12 protein-coding genes are annotated in these 19247 nt (G+C 34.8%); 6 read left to right on the forward strand and 6 right to left on the reverse strand.

Translation table 11 applies throughout. The features are described from left to right. The first annotated feature begins 45 nt into the window (after window positions 1–45). A complete protein-coding gene (locus FcAc13_RS04155; protein WP_187754948.1) occupies window positions 46–1980 on the forward strand; it encodes a peptidase U32 family protein in 1935 nt (644 codons plus the stop codon). Window positions 1981–2270: 290 nt separating this feature from the next. Here the strand turns inward: FcAc13_RS04155 and htpG are convergent, their stop codons facing one another. Together htpG and gapA are read right to left on the reverse strand one after the other, a co-directional pair. Continuing rightward, on the reverse strand, window positions 2271–4145 hold the full coding sequence (gene htpG / locus FcAc13_RS04160) for a molecular chaperone HtpG (RefSeq protein ID WP_187754949.1): 1875 nt from the start codon (window positions 4143–4145) through the stop codon (window positions 2271–2273). A 932-nt stretch (window positions 4146–5077) separates the two neighbouring features. Further along, the gene (gapA, locus tag FcAc13_RS04165; protein WP_187754950.1) at window positions 5078–6073 is read right to left on the reverse strand and encodes a glyceraldehyde-3-phosphate dehydrogenase; all 996 of its coding nucleotides are present in this window, start codon (window positions 6071–6073) and stop codon (window positions 5078–5080) included. A 376-nt stretch (window positions 6074–6449) separates the two neighbouring features. On the opposite strand from gapA, the gene rep reads away from it, so the two are divergent. Continuing rightward, window positions 6450–8477, forward strand: coding sequence for a DNA helicase Rep (gene rep / locus FcAc13_RS04170; protein WP_187754951.1), 2028 nt, complete (start codon window positions 6450–6452; stop codon window positions 8475–8477). 144 nt (window positions 8478–8621) lie between these two features. Here the strand turns inward: rep and FcAc13_RS04175 are convergent, their stop codons facing one another. Then, window positions 8622–11831, reverse strand: a complete 3210-nt coding sequence (locus FcAc13_RS04175) for an efflux RND transporter permease subunit (RefSeq protein ID WP_187754952.1) — start codon at window positions 11829–11831, stop codon at window positions 8622–8624. 20 nt (window positions 11832–11851) lie between these two features. After that, complete coding sequence (locus FcAc13_RS04180; protein WP_187754953.1) at window positions 11852–13102, reverse strand: efflux RND transporter periplasmic adaptor subunit; 1251 nt, start codon at window positions 13100–13102, stop codon at window positions 11852–11854. Between the two features lie 419 nt (window positions 13103–13521). On the opposite strand from FcAc13_RS04180, the gene zipA reads away from it, so the two are divergent. The 4 genes from zipA (at window position 13522) to FcAc13_RS04200 (ending at window position 17341) form a co-directional block, all read left to right on the forward strand. Continuing rightward, window positions 13522–14490, forward strand: a complete 969-nt coding sequence (zipA, locus tag FcAc13_RS04185; RefSeq protein WP_187754954.1) for a cell division protein ZipA — start codon at window positions 13522–13524, stop codon at window positions 14488–14490. 76 nt (window positions 14491–14566) lie between these two features. Beyond that, window positions 14567–16606, forward strand: coding sequence for an NAD-dependent DNA ligase LigA (gene ligA / locus FcAc13_RS04190; protein ID WP_187754955.1), 2040 nt, complete (start codon window positions 14567–14569; stop codon window positions 16604–16606). 13 nt (window positions 16607–16619) lie between these two features. Beyond that, window positions 16620–17141, forward strand: a complete 522-nt coding sequence (luxS, locus tag FcAc13_RS04195) for an S-ribosylhomocysteine lyase (RefSeq protein WP_187754956.1) — start codon at window positions 16620–16622, stop codon at window positions 17139–17141. An 11-nt stretch (window positions 17142–17152) separates the two neighbouring features. After that, the gene (locus FcAc13_RS04200) at window positions 17153–17341 is read left to right on the forward strand and encodes a 2-hydroxymuconate tautomerase (protein ID WP_187754957.1); all 189 of its coding nucleotides are present in this window, start codon (window positions 17153–17155) and stop codon (window positions 17339–17341) included. An 86-nt stretch (window positions 17342–17427) separates the two neighbouring features. Here the strand turns inward: FcAc13_RS04200 and FcAc13_RS04205 are convergent, their stop codons facing one another. Beyond that, on the reverse strand, window positions 17428–17763 hold the full coding sequence (locus FcAc13_RS04205; protein ID WP_187754958.1) for a YggL family protein: 336 nt from the start codon (window positions 17761–17763) through the stop codon (window positions 17428–17430). Between the two features lie 183 nt (window positions 17764–17946). Then, window positions 17947–19170: a DEAD/DEAH box helicase gene (locus FcAc13_RS04210; protein WP_187754959.1), complete on the reverse strand. Its 1224-nt coding sequence runs from the start codon at window positions 19168–19170 to the stop codon at window positions 17947–17949. Window positions 19171–19247: the final 77 nt, after the last annotated feature.

Below are 19247 nucleotides of genomic sequence, written 5' to 3' on the forward strand. Positions count from 1 at the left end.
AAAAACAGGTATAATTTCGGCGTCTTTTTTCGTTGTGGATTTATCATGCTATCATTATCAACACATCATCTCGAATTACTTAGCCCAGCTAAAGATATTGAAATTGCTAAACATGCTATCTTGCATGGCGCGGATGCCGTTTATATTGGCGGCCCTCAATTTGGTGCTCGGCATAATGCCGGTAATTCGGTTAGTGACATTGCTAAATTAGTCACTTTTGCTCATCTCTATTATGCTAAAGTTTTTGTAACTTTAAATACAATTTTACATGATAATGAATTGGAACCAGCTAGACAATTAATTCATCAACTTTACAACGCAGGTGTCGATGCATTAATTATTCAAGATATGGGGATTTTAGCTTTGGATATTCCACCAATTGATTTACATGCCAGTACGCAAATGGATATTCGAACCCCTGAAAAAGCTAAATTCTTGGCTGATGTCGGTTTTTCACAAATTGTGTTAGCAAGAGAGTTAAATTTAGCTGAAATTAATGCCATTCATCAACAGAGTCCAGCTACCATTGAATACTTTGTGCATGGTGCGTTATGTGTCGCATTTTCCGGGCAATGTTATATTTCTCATGCACAAACTGGGCGAAGTGCCAATCGTGGTGATTGTTCACAAGCCTGTCGCTTACCCTATACTTTGAAAGATGATCAAAACCGGGTGGTCGCTTATGAGAAGCATTTGTTATCAATGAAAGACAATAATCAATCAAATAATTTATTAGCCTTAATTGATGCGGGTGTCCGTTCTTTTAAAATTGAAGGGCGGTATAAAGATTTAAGTTACGTAAAAAATATAACAGCTTTTTATCGGCAACATTTAGATAATATTTTAACAAAGCGTCCGGATTTATGTCGTGCTTCAAGTGGTAAAACAGAACACTTTTTTATACCAGATCCAGATCGTACTTTTCATCGTGGTAATACCGATTATTTTGTACATGGTCGTCAGGCGAATATCGGGGCATTTGATTCACCTAAATTTATTGGTATAAATGTCGGTGAACTGATAAAAATTTCCGCTAATACGTTAGATATTCGGGCAAAATCTCCTTTGGTCAATGGTGACGGTCTTAATGTATTAGTTAAGCGTGAGATAGTTGGTTTTCGTGCTGATAAAGTAGAAAAATTATCGGCTGATGTATATCGCGTTTACCCAAATGTATTACCGAAATCATTAATGTCATTGCAATTACCTTGCCAGATTAATCGTAATTTTGATCATGTGTGGCAACAAAACTTATTAAAACAATCCAGCCAACGGCGAATAGGGGTTTCATTTGCTTTAACAGATTGTCAGGGTGGCATTGAGCTCTTTGTAAAAAGCGAGGAGGGGATTACTGTTAGTAAAAGGTTAATAGCTAATTTTAATATTGCACAACAAATTGATAAAACGCGCCAGAATTTACAAGAAAGTTTAGCAAAATTGGGACAAACTATTTACTATGCTATAACCATCGACATTGACTTGCGTACCCTTTACTTTATTCCAAGTAGTCAATTCAATCAATTAAGACGTGATGTGATTGATATGCTAACCCAAACGCGGATTGAGCGTTATTGTCGTAAAAAACGCCGCTCGGAGTTATCTCCCATACCTGTATATCCAGAAACCCATTTAACTTTTTTAGCTAATGTTTATAACGACAAAGCACGTGAATTTTATCAACGACATGGAGTGGAATTGGTTGAAAGTGCTTATGAAGCGCATCAAATAACAGATGATGCGCCTCTTATGATTACCAAACATTGTTTACGTTATGCTTTTAATTTATGTCCTAAACAAGCCAAAGGTGTGCAAGGTGTTAGAACCAAAGTGACACCAATGAAACTTATCCATAATAAGGAAGAGTTGACTTTGAAATTCAATTGTAAGGCTTGTGAAATGCAGGTTTGGGGAAAAATTAAGCCACATATTCTTAAAATGCCGTTACTTGGCAGTGAGGTCATTTTTTTAGATAAAAAGTAGGTGAAAATAAAACGTTTTATTGATTCTTGCTACAATGGCATGGGTAAATAGCAAATTATTTACATTCCCGATAAATTCATGCTTGATAGTCAGTTGTAATTTATTTAAATATCTGATGTTATTTAAGATATTGAAGAAAATAAATATGAAACATCATCGCAATAAATATGTGTTCACAGTTCATCGCCTAGTTTTTTCAACTAATTCTGGCTACTAGTCATCTAATATAATTATAAAAAAACCGATATAATCTAAATTATATCGGTTTATTTTAGGAGGCTATTAATAAGTTATTTCATGAGTAATTTATTTACATTTTTAATAAATTTACTCGGATCATTTAAAGCGCCTTTTTCGGCTAACAAAGCTTGATCAAGTAATAATTCTACCCAATCTTTAAAATCAACATCATCTTGCGTATCAGCAGCTTTTTTAACTAACGGATGCACAGGATTAAGTTCGAAAGTATATTTTACTTCTGGTGCTTTTTGGCCTGCTGCCGCAAACAGTTTAGCCATTTGCGTTGTCATTTCACCTTCTTTTGTTGTCACTATTGCCGGAGTATCTGTTAAACGATGTGTTAATTTAACATCTTTAACTTTATCCCCTAAAACAGTTTTTACTCGGCTAACAAATGGTTCAAGTTCTTTTTCTGCTTGCTTTTGTTCGTCAGTTTCTTGATCTGCTAGTTTTTCAATAGATTCATCAGATTTACTCACTGATTGGAAGGCTTTCCCAGAAAATTCAGTTAAGTTACTCATCATCCATTCGTCAATGCGATCTGAAAGCAGTAGCACTTCTATACCTTTTTTACGGAACAATTCAAGGTGTGGGCTATATTTTGCTGCTTGATAACTATCAGCGGTAATGTAATAAATCTTCTCTTGACCTTCTGACATACGATTAATATATTCTTCCAAAGCCACTGTTTGCGCATCACTATCGTTATGGGTTGAAGCAAAACGGAGCAATTTGGCGATAATCTCTTTATTTGCAAAATCTTCACCGGTACCTTCTTTAAGTACTAAGCCAAATTCAGTCCAGAATTGTTGGTATTTTTCTTTATCTTCTTTAGCTAATTTTTCTAACATCTGTAAAACACGTTTACTACAGGCGTTACGTAAATTTTGTGTTACTTTGCTATCCTGTAAAATTTCACGTGAAACGTTTAAAGGAAGATCATTAGAGTCGATTAAACCTTTTACAAAACGCAAGTAATTAGGCATAAATTGTTCGGCATCGTCCATGATAAAGACACGTTGTACATAAAGTTTCAAACCGTGTTTATGATCACGATTCCACATATCCCATGGTGCTTTTGACGGAATATAGAGTAGGCTAGTATATTCCTGTTTACCTTCAACACGGTTATGGCTCCAAATCAGTGGTTCGTTATAATCATGGGACAAATGTTCATAAAATGCTTTATATTCATCATCAGAAATATCTGCTTTACTACGGGTCCAAAGTGCTTGGGCTTTATTGACTTTTTCCCACTTAATTTCTTTACTTTCTTCTTCAATGGTTTGAATTTCAACCGGTAAAGAAATATGATCAGAATATTTACTGATGATTGAACGCAGACGCCAGTCATCTAAAAACTCTTTTTCATCGTCTTTCAGGTGAAGTGTAATTTCCGTACCGCGACTTGATTTATGGGCATCAGAAATAGTGTATTCACCTTCCCCAGCGGATTGCCACATGACCGCTTCATCTTCTTTAGCAGTTGCAGCACGGGTTACCACGGTAACGTTATCGGCTACAATAAATGCCGAATAGAAGCCAACACCAAATTGACCTATTAGTTGACTATCTTTAGCTTGATCGCTGCCGATTGACTCTAAAAAAGCTTTAGTCCCTGATTTAGCAATGGTACCTAAATTTTCAATGACTTCATCACGAGTCATACCAATACCATTATCAGCAATAGTAAGTGTACTTGCATCTTTGTTAACCCAAATTTTAACACCTAATTCACCATCTCCAGCATATAGGTTAGGGTTTTCTAATGCTTTAAAGCGAAGTTTATCTGCAGCATCAGACGCATTTGAGATAAGTTCTCTTAAGAATATTTCTTTATTAGAATAAAGTGAGTGAATCATTAAGTGAAGAAGTTGTTTCACTTCTGATTGAAATCCACGAGTTTCGGTTCCTTGGTTACTCATTGATTAATACCTCTAAATTTATTATTAAGACATCTATCTATATAGGCATAAAAATTAATATTTCAAGTCTGAAAAAAGATATCGCCTAAATTAAAATTTATAGAAGCAATAATTAAAACAATATTTACTATAATGATAGGCTAAAAAGAGGAACTGCTGATAATCGAGGAGATTTTCTAAATCTCCAAAAGCTTAATAATTGTAGAAAAAATAATAATAAAAGTAGATATAAGTCTTACTATTATTATCGATTATTCAAGAGTTAATCTAATTATCAATGCTTGTAGACATGCCATTTAATTTGCCATTTTTATTAACACATTGATAATTGGCATTAAGTATAGATATATCAAATATCCATGCTCCATTCAATAATGACATTAATATTATCTATAGCATATTAAGTCTCCATATCGGTTAATTATTTAGCGTCGTAGGCATATTTAAAGATACTGTTATAAAGTTAGTATGAATAGTTTTTCGAACTTTTTGGACCATTTTGAATACCATATTGTCATAACATTCATAAATAATTCAATAAATGAATTTAAATCAGTAATCGTTTTTTTTATTTATGGTGTGATTGCCAGCTTATAATCGATAATAGTCGAGAAAGATCTCAGCGTTAAATCTGCAATAGTTGCACATGGAGATAGGAGTATTAAACAGAGTAATTTATCATTTATGTAATCTTACTTTTTGCAAATATTCATATTTATCATTTTTTTCAATGGCTTTCCATCTGTTTGTATCGTTTGGATTAGTAAAATGATATTAATAAATTAATTTTATGGAGTGTTGTATCTAATTATTGGTAATTAATAAAAAATTAAAATGTTAGATATTGAATAGTAAGAAAATTTGCCTAAATAAAACAATAAAAAAAGCTAAAACTTTAGTGTTTTAGCTTTTTTAGATAGTTTGAATGACTATTATTTAGCAACAACTGCTATTAAGTCTAATACTTTGTTTGAATAGCCAACTTCATTGTCGTACCATGCAACTAATTTAACAAATGTATCACTGATTTGGATACCTGCTTTCGCATCAAATACAGAAGTGCAAACTTCACCCAAGAAATCAGTAGAAACTACAGCATCTTCAGTGTAACCAAGAACGCCTTTCATTGGACCTTCTGCAGCAGCTTTAATTACTTTACAGATGTCTTCGTATTTAGCAGGTTTAGCTAAACGGGCAGTTAAATCAACAACAGAAACATCTGGAGTTGGAACACGGAAAGCCATACCAGTTAATTTACCATTTAGTTCAGGGATAACTTTACCCACAGCTTTAGCGGCACCAGTTGAAGATGGGATGATGTTTTGAGCAGCACCACGACCACCACGCCAATCTTTGTGAGAAGGACCATCAACAGTTTTTTGAGTTGCTGTAGTTGCGTGAACAGTTGTCATTAGACCTTCAACGATACCAAAGTTGTCATTGATAACTTTAGCTAAAGGTGCTAAACAGTTAGTTGTACATGAAGCATTAGAAACGATATCTTGACCTGCATAATCTTTATCGTTAACACCCATTACGAACATAGGTGTGCTATCTTTAGAAGGGCCAGTTAAAACAACTTTTTTAGCACCAGCTTGGATATGTTTACGAGCAGTGGCATCATCTAAGAATAAACCAGTCGCTTCAGCAACAACATCAACACCTACTTCGTTCCATTTTAAATTTGCAGGATCTCTTTCAGCAGTAACACGAATTGCTTTACCGTTAACGACTAATTTGCCATCTTTAACTTCAACTGTACCATCAAAACGACCGTGAGTTGAATCATATTTTAGCATATAAGCCATGTAATCAACGTCTAATAAATCATTAATAGCAACGATTTCGATGTCAGAACGTTGTTGTGCTGCACGGAAAACAATACGGCCGATACGACCAAAACCATTAATACCTACTTTGATTGTCATAACAATTACCTTTTTGTTAAATGTGAATAATATGGATTGGCAATAAACTATCAAATTTAAGTGTGTTATTCAAGCTGAATATAGTAAATAAGCAGGAATTGTTACAATAAGATATTTATAGATTTAACAAGGTTTAGTCGGAAAAATATAACTTATTAATTTTGCTATATAATAGATTTTTAATAGCCAATAATCGTTTTATATATTGTTATTGATCAACTAATTAGCCATTTATTTTTCATCTAATCAACGGGAGCTATTTTATTTAAAAAGTTTTGCCATTTTTGAATAAAAAATAACGCATAATTATACTAATATTAGGTTTTTAAAGAGTGATTGAGTATACTAGTCACATTTTTTATAGATGGTTACCGTTGTGCGTTTAAATTTAAGTCAACAGCAAGCCGTTGAGTTTGTATCTGGTCCATGTTTGGTTCTAGCTGGTGCAGGATCGGGTAAAACGCGGGTTATTATTAATAAAATTGCTTATTTGATTAAAGTTAAAGAATACCAACCAAAACATATTTTTGCGGTTACATTTACTAATAAAGCTGCTAGAGAAATGAAAGAACGAATTACTCACTCACTTGGTCGCCAAGAAACGAGAGGGTTAAAAATTTCAACTTTCCATACATTGGGGCTAGATATAATTCGCAAAGAGTATAAACAGGTCGGTATTAAAAGTAATTTTTCTTTATTCGATGATCATGATCAGTTTGCATTACTTAAAGAGTTGACCGAACAGTGGTTTGATGGTGATAAAGAACTCATCAACCAATTGCGTAGTTGCATTTCAAATTGGAAAAATGATCTTGTTGATAGCACGTTAGCCATGGCTAAAGCGCAAGGTAAAAAAGAACAATTATTTGCACATTGTTACAAATTGTATGAACAGCAACAAAAGTCATGTGGTATTTTGGACTTTGATGATTTGATCTTATTACCGACATTATTATTAAAAAATAATGAAACTGTCCGCGAAAAATGGCAAAACCGAGTACGTTATCTGCTCGTTGATGAATATCAAGATACCAATACTAGTCAATATGAATTAATTAAATTATTAGTTGGTCATCGTGCGAAGTTTACCGTCGTAGGTGACGATGATCAATCGATTTATTCTTGGCGTGGTGCCCGACCGCAAAATTTAGTATTACTCAACCAGGATTTCCCGAATCTTAATGTTATCAAATTGGAACAAAATTACCGCTCGTCGGGGAGAATCCTTAAAGCAGCTAATATTTTAATTGAAAATAATCCCCATTTATTTAGTAAAACTCTCCATTCTGAATTAGGTTATGGTGAATATATTAATGTATTATCAGCAAATAATGAGGAAGATGAAGCAGAAAAAGTCGTGAATCACCTTATAGGTCATCGTTTTGCTAATAATGCTCGTTATGGTGATTATGCAATTTTATATCGTGGTAATCATCAGTCGCGTTTAATTGAAAAAATGCTTATGCAAGGCCGTATTCCTTATAAAATTTCAGGGGGAACCTCGTTTTTTTCGCGAATTGAAATTAAAGATATCATGGCTTATTTGCGACTATTAGTAAATTTAGATGATGATAATGCGTTTATTCGGGTTATTAATACACCTAAACGAGAAATTGGCCCTGCCACCTTACAAAAATTAGGTGAATTAGCAGGAACACGTTCATTGAGTTTATTCAAAACAGCTTTTGATGGTGAGTTAACCGAAATATTATCTGCTAAACGATTAACATCATTGCAAGGATTTGTTGAATGGTTTAATCAATTATCACAACAAGCACAACATGATCCAATGTCTGCAGTTTACGAATTATTGCAAGGAATTGATTATGAAAGTTGGATGTATGAAACATCGTCTTCACCAACCGCTGCTCAGATGCGTATGAAAAATGTTGAACAACTTATCACTTGGCTGGATGATATGCTAAAAGGTAATGATATTGATGAACCATATACTTTGGAAGATGCCGTAGCGCGCTTTACTTTGCGTGACATGCTCGAACGCAATGAAAATGAAGATGAACAAGATGAAGTGCAATTAATGACGTTACATGCTTCGAAAGGTTTAGAATTTCCTTATGTTTATTTAATTGGCATGGCAGAAGGACTATTACCGCACCAAACCAGTATTGATGAAGAAAACATTGAAGAAGAAAGACGATTGGCCTATGTTGGTATTACGCGAGCACAGCGAGTTCTGACGCTTTCATACAGCAGAGAACGTAAGCAATTTGGTGAGAGTAGTCAATTAGAGCCAAGTCGTTTTCTTTTTGAATTGCCACAAGATGATCTTAATTGGAGTAATGGTCGACAACAACCGACAGCGGAACAGCGCTTTGAGCACGGTAAGAGTCGACTTGCCCTAATCAAAGCTCAATTGGCTAAAGCCAGAAACAAAAGTGATTAATAAAATTAATAGATTTATTGTGAATAAGATAATTAAATAACTTTCGGCAAAATTTATAATAAGCAATGTTAAGGTTTTTAAGTTTTGGTTTTGTCAAAAATTAAAAAAATGCGCCAATTGGCGCATTTTTAATTTATCTAAACGTTATTTTGTTGGTATAGAAATATCTTTATCTTGATTATTCTTTTTACGATCAAATTTATCGACAAATTTAGTTAAATATAAAAAGAATAATGGTATATAGAATATAGCGATAAATGTAGCGGTAATCATACCACCGATAACACCAGTACCAACTGAATTTTGACTGGCTGACCCTGCGCCACTATTAATCGCAAGTGGTAAAACACCCAGAATAAAGGCAAAAGAGGTCATTAAAATCGGTCGTAATCGTAAACGGCATGCTTCCAATGTAGCATCAAAAATGCTTTTACCTTCTTTTTCAATAGCATCTTTAGCAAACTCTACAATTAGAATCGCATTTTTAGCAGTTAATCCTAAGGTTGTTAATAATCCAACAAAGAAATAGATATCATTTTCAAGTTTGAATAATGAGGTTGCTAAAACCGTACCAAATACGCCAACAGGTATTGTTAAAAGTACCGAAATTGGAATAGTCCAGCTTTCATAAAGAGCTGCTAATGAAAGAAATACAACGATAAGAGAGATAAACATCAGCATCATTTTTTGAGAACCGGTTTCCCGTTCTTGATAAGATAATCCTGTCCAATCATAAGTAAACCCTCGAGGTAACTGTTGAGAAATATTTTCCATGATTGCCATTGCTGAGCCCGAACTTTCTCCAGGAATTGCCACACCACTGATTTCCATGGCTGAAACACCATTGTAACGAACCAATGAAGGTGATCCGAAGGTTTTAGATGTTTTAGCAAAAGCATCATAAGGAACCATATCGCCATTATTATTTTTAACATGCCAAATACTAAAATCATCAGGTAACATACGATATTTGGCATCTGATTGGACATAGACTTTTTTTACACGATTGTTATAAACAAAATCATCAATATACGCTGATCCTAAGGCGGTTGATAACACACTATTAACGTTGCTAACTGACACACCTAATGCTTGTGCTGTTTCAAAATCGACATCAATTTTATATTGCGGAACATCGAGCATCCCACCTGGTCTGACTTGGGTTAGTAGTGGATTACGCATTGCGGCAGATAAGGTTTGATAAAATGCTCCCATCAACGCATTATGACCTTGACCTGCACTGTCCATTAAAACGTAAGAGAAACCATTAGACATACCTAAAGAAGGAACAGCTGGCACATTGAGTGCAAAACTGCGCGCCTCAGTAATGGTTCTTAAGAAGCCATTTGTACGCTGAAGAATTGCACCAATTTTTTGATCACTACTTTTTCTTAAATCCCAATCTTTAAGTTTAATAAATCCTAAACCGACATTTTGTCCACGCCCGGCTAGACTAAAGCCAGCAACAGTGAATGTTTCTTTTACGGAGTCGGCTTCTTTGGTTCTAAAGTAATTGGTTGCTTTACCAAGTACAGCTTCAGTCTGATCAAGGGTTGAACCTGGTGGCAACTCAACCATCATAATAATTACCCCCTGATCTTCATCAGGTAAGAAAGAAGTAGGCAGTTTCAAGTAACCAACGATGAAAACTAAAAGAATGATAATATAACCTAAAAGACTAATTATTGGTTTATTTAATGTTTTAATAACGCCTTTTTCATAGACGTGCTGGCTTTTGGTAAAAGCAAAATTAAAATAATAAAAAATCTTATTTGTCGCTAATGATATCCAATTAAATGGCGGAATATTTAAGATTTTTTGGAAAATCGATTTTTTTTCTGTTCCGTGTTTTGATGGAGCTTTAAGGATTTGTACACATAATGCTGGTGTTAAAATAATAGCCATTATTACGGATAAAGCCATGGAGGTAACAATCGTTATTGAGAATTGACGATAAATTCCACCGGCCGCACCGCCAAAAAAAGCCATGGGAATAAATACTGCAGAAAGTACCACGGCAATACCGATCAGTGCGGAAGTGATTTGCTCCATCGATTTTACAGTAGCATCATAAGGTGATAACCCCTCATCATGCATAATACGTTCCACGTTTTCAATAACTACGATTGCATCATCCACTAATAAACCAATGGCAAGAATCATCGCAAACATGGATAAGGTATTGATAGTAAAGCCTGTGATATATAAAACCGCAAATGTACCTAATAAAACGACCGGAACAGTAATCGTTGGAATAATGGTTGAACGGAGATTTTGTAAGAATAAAAACATCACCAAAACAACTAATACGATCGCATCAATTAATGTTTCAATCACATTATCAATTGATAATTTTACAAATGGCGTAGTGTCATAAGGAAAATCATACTTAATGTCATCTGGAAAAATCTTAGCTAACTCGGCTAACTTGGCATCTACAGCATCGGAAGTATCCAGTTGGTTAGCACCGGTTGCCAAATAAATGGCTAAACCACTTGATATCTGTCCATTATAACGTGATATAAAGTTATAATCTGCAGCACCTAACTCCACTTTAGCTATATCTTTTAATAGTAAATTAGAACCATCGGTATTGACTCGAACTAAAATATTTTGGAACTGTTTTGGCGTTTTGAGTCGAGATTGAGCAGTAATAGTGGCATTTAATTCTTGACCTTCTTTAATCGGATAAGCACCTAACTGACCTGCTGTAACTTGTGCATTTTGTGCTTGAATAGCCGCAATCACTTCTTGAGTAGATAATTTAAAATAGTTCATTTTATTTGGATCGAGCCAAATACGCATCGCATATTCTGAACCAAATAAAGTGGTATCACCAACGCCTTGTACTCGGCGTAGTGGATCTTGAACTGTGGAGTAGATAAAGTCAGCAATATCAGCTTGTTTTTTTTCAGGATTGGTTGAATAAAAACCAATGACTTTTAAGAAGTTAGTGTTATTTTTTGCTACCGATACACCATTTTTCTGGACACTATCAGGTAGACGTGATTTAACACTTTCCACTTTATTTAACACTTGAACCTGAGCGAAATCGGGATCTGTGCCTGGTGCAAAAGTTAAAGTAGTTTGAACGATTCCTTGAGCACTACTGGTTGATTTCATATAAAGTAAGTTGTCAATACCAGTAAGATTTTGCTCAATTAATTGGGTGACTGTATTTTCGATAGTCTGAGCATCTGCACCTGGATAACTTGCTGTTACTGTTACTGCAGGGGGAGCAATATCAGGATATTGTTCAATTGCAAGTAATTTGATGCAAAGAGCTCCTCCCAACATCATCATAATTGCAATTACCCAAGCAAAAACTGGGCGATCAATAAAAAACTTAGCCATTATTAAAAACTCCGATTTTTCTACTTGAGATTATTTTCAATGATTGTATCTAACTGTTTTTGACTGAGCATATCTGGTTCTTTTATATTTATAATATTTACGATAGTCTTATTTTTAGGGTCATTAAGATTTCTTCCTGCCAAATTCAATAATCCCGAAATTACTACTTTTTCGCCAGCATTAATACCACTAGTCACAATCCAATATCCTGGTATACCAGAATAAACTTTAACATTGTTACGTTGTTCTAAATAATATGTTTGCTGCTCATTGCCGCCGGCGGTGTTATTCATTGGAATAGCAATGATTGCCGTATAATTACCAAGTTGGTTACTAGTGATACCTTTTTGCGGAACCAGAATCGCATTTTCAATATTACCAAGGGTATAGTGAGGTTTTACGAACATACCAGGTAAGATCTTAGAATTAGGATTAGCAAATTCAGCTCGTAAAGTTACCGTTCCAGTTGTTTCATTAACTGTTTTATCTGAAAACTTTACACTTCCGTTATATTCATATTTAGAACCATCATTAAAGAATAATTCTACCTTTTCGGCAGGTTTATAAAGTGTGTCACGATCTTTCTCATTGCGTTCAAAAATGGTAGCCGCTTGAGTCATATCGACATAGATCGGATCAAGTTTCTGCACTAATGCCATAGGTGTTTGTTGCCCAGCATTGACTAATGCACCTTCAGTAACATTTGATTTACCAATGTACCCCTGAATTGGTGAGTAAACTTTGGTATAGTCAAGATTGACTTTTGCCGTGTGTAAATTTGCTTTGGCAACCAGAACTGCTGCATCGGCTTGTTGGGAGTCAGCTTGCGCTTTATCATAATCTTGTTGACTGATAGACTTGGTTTTCAATAATCCTTCATAACGTTTTAAGGTTAAATGAGCAATATTCGCATTAGCTTCGGCGCTAGCAACACTCGCTACTGCACTATCATAAGTGGCTTGATAAATTGCCGGGTCGATTTGATAAAGTGATTGTCCTTCAGTAACGTTACTACTTTCATCAAACTCACGTTTAAGAATAATGCCACTGACTTGTGGTCTAATTTCAGCAATCTGTGATGCGACAACACGCGCAGGTAATACTGTTTTGATGGTATAATTAAGCGGTTGAGTTTGAAATATTTTAACTGCTACCGGCGGTATTTTATTGTTATCAGCATTAGATTTATTTTCACCACAACTTGTCAGTAAGATGCTTCCCCCTATCATCAAGGCAAGGGTAGCTGGATGTAATGCTTTTTTTAATCTCATATTAAAATAACCTCGGTAAAAAATTAGAATGTTAGTATGTAAAAAAGTAGATCATAAATTGTAAAGGAAGTTGATTCTACAGAATTTCAGATTTGAATGTAAGCTACTATTCTCATGATAGCACAGAGAACTAAAAATTTATATATTTAAGGTAATGGGATGTTAAGAAAACTTATGATTAATCAAGATTATTATTTGCTAGGTGACCTAATTGAGATTTACTTTTTCTGAATTCAAGATTTTATGGTGAAAAATGATATATTTTGTTTTTTTTGATAAATTTATGATAATAAAATTCATATCTCTTTGTAATCTAACACAATAAATATTAAAATTAAACGGATAAAGTTTTTAAGAAGCTTGAGTATCACTAATCAAATACAGTAATATAGCAACACAAAATTAATATAGAGATAGGTATGATGGATAATTTACGAATTGTACTAATTGTTATTGCCTCGTTGGTAATCATTGCATTACTGATTCATGGATTTTGGATTAATAAAAAAGAGCGTTCACATCTTTTTGAATCTAAAAGACAATCAAGAAATAAACTAGACTCTAATGACCTATCTTGGCAAGATTCTCGTTCTTTTGAAGAAGATTTTAATGATAATTTTACCGATGATTTACATTCACGAGATATCATCGCGAAGAGAAGCGATGAAAGCGTTTCCAATTCCTCTCCAACGTTTTTTGATAACTCAGCGAAAGATTTTATAATCGAATCACAACCGTCTATACCTATCCAACGGGATTTATTTGCTGAAGAGGACCCTTTATATGCTAAAAATTCTAATCAACATCAGCCAAATAACACTTTTGATAGTCATATTGATGAGCGACCAGAGGTGGAAAGTATTAAACCATCACCTATAAAAGATAATCCAATTACGTTCATGCCGGAAAAAGAGCTGTCTGAAAGTCTTGAACAAGAAAATAAACAAACAGAACAAACAGAACAAAAAGATAGCCAAAATGATGTGTTAGTATTACATGTAACGGGTCTAAATGGTGAAAATATCCGCGGTGATTTATTATTAAGTAGTATTATTCAATCAGGTTTTCAATTTGGTGAAATGCAAATTTTTCATCGACATTTAGATCCTGCTGGAAATGGACCGGTACTTTTCAGCTTGGCTAACATGGTAAAACCTGGAACGTTAGATCCTGAAACAATGCATGAGTTTTCGACACCTGGTGTATCGATTTTTATGATGATACCATCTTATGGTAATACTTCACAAAATTTTAAATTAATGTTGCAATCTGTTCAACGGATTGCTGATGATGTCAATGGCGTTGTTTTAGATCATCAACATCACATGCTTACTCCGCAAGAAATTGATAGCTATAAAAAACGAATAAAAGCGATATGTAATGGATAAACAGCTTTATTAAAATGATATCTATTTTTTAACAACTTTAATTATAAACGATAAGACGAGCTGTGAGTAAGCACCCATGAATATTAAACAACAAGTTGAACAATTGCGTAATATAATTCGTCAACATGAATATCAATACTATGTATTAGACGATCCTAAAATTCCTGATGTTGAATATGATAAATTGATGCAACAATTACGCGATTTTGAGCTAAAATATCCTGCACTAATCACGCCAGAATCCCCTACGCAGCGAGTTGGTGGGATGGCATTAAATCAGTTTACAACGATTCGACATGAAATGCCGATGTTATCCTTAGATAATATTTTTGCTGATGATGGATTAATCGCATTCGATAAGCGCGTTCGTGAACGAATTGATAGCTCGTCAGCCAATTTGCAATATTGCTGCGAATTGAAATTGGATGGTTTAGCTGTCAGCATCCTCTATGAAAATGGCAACTTTGCACGTGCTGCAACCCGTGGTGATGGAAATATGGGGGAAGATATCAGTGAAAATGTCAAAACGATAAAATCGATTCCACTTAAACTCATTGGTGAAAATATTCCTTCACGTTTAGAAGTGCGAGGCGAAGTTTTTATGACGCATCAAGCGTTTGATAAATTAAATCATGATGCAGAAAAAAACCATGAAAAAGTATTTGCTAATCCACGCAATGCAGCAGCTGGTTCGTTACGGCAGTTAGATCCAAGAATCACTGCAAAACGCTCACTTTCATTCTATTGTTATGGCGTCGGTATATTTGAAGGAGCAACATTGCCTGATACCCATTACGGTAGATTAATGCAATTTAAACAATGGGGTATTCCGGTTAGTGACTATGTCAAAATTGTTAATGGTGCGTCAGAAGTATTGGATTATTTCCATAATGTCGAAAATGAGCGTATGACATTAGGTTTCGACATTGATGGCGTGGTAATAAAAGTTAATCAAATTGACTTACAACAACAACTTGGTTTTGTAGCTCGCGCTCCACGTTGGGCTATTGCGTTTAAATTTCCAGCTCAGGAACAAGTTACACAGCTATTAAAAGTCGATTTTCAAGTTGGACGAACGGGGGCTATTACGCCTGTTGCTAGACTGGAGCCTGTAGCCGTTGCGGGTGTTGTGGTCAGTAATGCAACACTACATAATAGTGATGAAATTGATCGTTTAGGTATTCGTGAAGGGGATTTTGTAATCATTCGTCGTGCTGGGGATGTTATCCCTAAAGTGGTCGCTGTGATGTTAGATAAACGTCCTGAAAATACTCGAACTATTGAATTTCCAACGCATTGTCCAGTATGCGGATCGTTGATTGTTCGTGACGAAGGGGAAGCCATATCTCGCTGTTCTGGTGGGTTATTTTGTGCTGCGCAACGTAAAGAATCTTTAAAACACTTTGTTTCACGCAGAGCAATGGATATTACCGGTTTTGGGGATCGTATTATCGAACAACTTGTTGATAAACAATATATTAAAACGCCGGTTGATCTCTACTATTTAACATTACCACAATTGTGTTCATTGGATAAAGTTGGTGAAAAATTAGCGACTAATTTACGTAATGCTCTAGATAAATCAAAACGTACAACTTTAGGGCGATTTATTTTTGCGTTAGGTATTCCACATGTTGGTGAAGTTACCGCTGAAAGTTTGGCTAATGAATTTGGTTCATTAGAAGCTATTCGCAATTGTGATGTAGAGCAACTACAAAAGGTCAATGATATTGGTGAAGTAATAGCAAAAAGTATTGTTAATTTTCTTGAAGAAGAACATAACCGTAATATAATTGATGCCTTAATCAGCGATAAAATCGGGATTAACTGGCAACCCGTTACGGTAAAAGCACCAAATATTGTTAACAATATTTTTAAGGATAAAGTGATTGTTTTAACCGGCACTTTATCATCTATGCCACGTGATGAAGCAAAAGAAAAACTTAAGCAATTAGGTGCTAAAATCACCGGAAGTGTGTCTAAAAATACCGATATAGTTATTGCTGGCGAGTCTGCAGGTTCTAAATTGACCAAAGCAGAAGAATTATCTATTCAGATTATGGATGAACAAACGATGTTAGATCATTTTAAGCAATCTGATATCTCAAATAATTAAATGGAGAGGAATTATGCCACTACTTGATAGCTTTAAAGTCGATCATACTAAAATGAAAGCACCTTTTGTTAGAGTTGCTAAAATTATGCAAACGCCAAAAGGTGATACGATAACTGTCTTTGATTTACGCTTTACTACACCTAATAAAGCACTACTTTCCGAAAAAGGAATTCATACACTTGAACATCTGTTTGCTGGTTTTATGCGAGATCACCTCAATAGCGAACAGGTGGAAATTATCGATATTTCTCCTATGGGGTGCCGTACTGGATTTTATATGAGTCTAATCGGTCAACCATCTGAAAAAAAAGTTGCTGATAGTTGGTTAGCCGCGATGCAAGATATAATGCAAGTAAACTCACAAAAAGATATTCCTGAACTAAATGAATATCAGTGTGGTACTTATAAAATGCATTCGCTTGACGACGCAAAACTAATTGCTAATATGATTATTCAATCGGGAATATCCATTTGTCAAAATAGTGATATTATGTTGACTGATGCCCAGATTGAACAGATAAATCGTTTGAACTAAAAGGAAAGGATATGCCAAATGTTGTGATAGATTTTTTGGAAGGTAGAACCATCGAACAAAAACGAGAGATGGCGAAACGAGTTACTCAGGCAATCGTTGAAACATTGAATTGTAAACCAGAAGCAGTACAAATTATCATTCATGAAATTTCGAAAGATCAGCTCGCTAATGGTGGTGTATTACGGTGTGATAGGGACTAATTTGCCAAGGGACATTATAAAATTGAAAGGTTACCTGAGTAACCTTTAGCGATAATAAATACCCGTTGAAAAGATGTGTGGGTTGCTTAAAAATCTAACTCATCCCACCATATATCAATTAGCTGGCCTGTTTTAACCCTATTAAGTCCATGATTAACTAACCAATCGCTAACGATCTTACGATGTTCTTCAGTGCAATTACCAATTTTTTGCATACATATTAAACCTTGCCAATTTAGATCACCACTTCCTTCATAAGCTAGACCATTTGGTTTAATAGCTTCGTTAATAAATAGATCAACAACGCTATCCAAAGTTTTAGCATCAGTACCTTCTGCAAATGACCAACTAACGGTAAAACCTAATTCCTTGAATTCTTCAATATGTAATTTTTTTTTCAAACGACGACTGCGATTAGTCATGAAATAGTTCCTTATTAATAGAATAAAAAAGTACCTGGTCAGAGTTTTCATCATTAGCAATTGACTTTATCTGATTTAAATATTGTATGCAACATTGTTTTGCTATTAATTTGTCTACATTCCGATAAAATCAATATTCGCGTATATTTGATGAAAATAAAAAGTGTAATATTAATAATTGTTTTATTTAAGTTTCTTGGCATTTTTATGAATACCATTTTTCTTTACTGAAGTCGGTTTAATATTAGGATTGACGGCAAATCCTTCAGTAGTTAATTTTGGAATATTAACTTGGATCAATTTTTCAATTGATTTTAATTGTGGCAGTTCATCAACACAGACCAGCGAAATAGCTTGACCACTATTTTGAGCTCGTCCAGTACGACCGATACGATGTACATAATCTTCGGCAATCTGTGGTAGATCATAATTCACGACATAAGGCAAGTGTTCAATATCAAGTCCTCTCGCAGCAATATCAGTAGCAACGAGAGCTGTAATTTTCCCATGTTTAAAATCGGCTAGTGCTTTCGTTCGAGCGCCTTGACTTTTATTGCCGTGAATTGCCGAAGCTTTAATACCATCTTTATTAAGCTGATCAGCTAAATGATTTGCACCGTATTTGGTACGCGTGAAAATAAGAACTTGTGACCATTGTTGTCTACCTATTAAATAGGATAATAGTTCACGTTTACGGCTTTTATCAACATGGTGTACATACTGGGTGATTTGCTTAGAAGTACTATTAGTCGTAGCTACAGCTAAGGTTTCTGGAGAATTTAAAAGCGTGTGTGCCAGTTGCGTTACAGCATTAGAAAACGTAGCTGAAAACATTAAATTTTGGCGTTTTTTGGGTAATTTAGTAATCACTCGGCGAATATCGTGAATAAATCCCATATCTAACATGCGATCAGCTTCATCAAGCACCAGAACTTTTACTGTTTTTAGGTCGACAGCATTTTTTTGGACTAAATCTAATAATCGTCCTGGCGTTGCCACTAGGATATCAACACCGCCACGCAATTTCATCATTTGTGGATTAATACTTACACCACCAAAGACAACTAAAGAGCGAATTGGTAAAAAACGACTATAATCACGAATATTATCACCTATTTGTGCAGCCAGTTCACGAGTTGGCGCTAAAATTAAAGCATATATTGGTCGCCTACCTTTTTTCGGTTCTATCACATCATTTTTAAGGTTAGATTTAACAAGCCACTTCTGTAATATAGGTAAGACAAAACTAGCCGTTTTACCGGTACCGGTTTGTGCACTGCCCATAATATCTTTACCGGCTAGAATTTTTGGGATTGCTTGTTGTTGAATTTCGGTGGGTTGGGAAAATCGTAGGGCATTAACAGCTTCCACTATCTTGGTGTCCAAACCAAGTGAATTAAATGACATAAAGATCCTTGATAAATTATAACGCTAATAACAATTTGTCATTATAGCTTAAATGATCATATTTTATTAGGTGTTAT

Origin of the sequence: Frischella japonica, from assembly GCF_014489845.1 — a bacterium.
Lineage (GTDB): Bacteria > Pseudomonadota > Gammaproteobacteria > Enterobacterales > Orbaceae > Frischella > Frischella japonica.

What these genes read in the sequence shown, in the direction of transcription:
- FcAc13_RS04155 (WP_187754948.1), top strand. Translation starts at nt 46, where the DNA reads ATGCTATCATTATCAACACATCATCTCGAATTACTTAGCCCAGCTAAA.
- htpG (WP_187754949.1), bottom strand. Translation starts at nt 4,145, where the DNA reads ATGAGTAACCAAGGAACCGAAACTCGTGGATTTCAATCAGAAGTGAAA.
- gapA (WP_187754950.1), bottom strand. Translation starts at nt 6,073, where the DNA reads ATGACAATCAAAGTAGGTATTAATGGTTTTGGTCGTATCGGCCGTATT.
- FcAc13_RS04175 (WP_187754952.1), bottom strand. Translation starts at nt 11,831, where the DNA reads ATGGCTAAGTTTTTTATTGATCGCCCAGTTTTTGCTTGGGTAATTGCA.
- FcAc13_RS04180 (WP_187754953.1), bottom strand. Translation starts at nt 13,102, where the DNA reads ATGAGATTAAAAAAAGCATTACATCCAGCTACCCTTGCCTTGATGATA.
- zipA (WP_187754954.1), top strand. Translation starts at nt 13,522, where the DNA reads ATGATGGATAATTTACGAATTGTACTAATTGTTATTGCCTCGTTGGTA.
- ligA (WP_187754955.1), top strand. Translation starts at nt 14,567, where the DNA reads ATGAATATTAAACAACAAGTTGAACAATTGCGTAATATAATTCGTCAA.
- luxS (WP_187754956.1), top strand. Translation starts at nt 16,620, where the DNA reads ATGCCACTACTTGATAGCTTTAAAGTCGATCATACTAAAATGAAAGCA.
- FcAc13_RS04200 (WP_187754957.1), top strand. Translation starts at nt 17,153, where the DNA reads ATGCCAAATGTTGTGATAGATTTTTTGGAAGGTAGAACCATCGAACAA.
- FcAc13_RS04205 (WP_187754958.1), bottom strand. Translation starts at nt 17,763, where the DNA reads ATGACTAATCGCAGTCGTCGTTTGAAAAAAAAATTACATATTGAAGAA.
- FcAc13_RS04210 (WP_187754959.1), bottom strand. Translation starts at nt 19,170, where the DNA reads ATGTCATTTAATTCACTTGGTTTGGACACCAAGATAGTGGAAGCTGTT.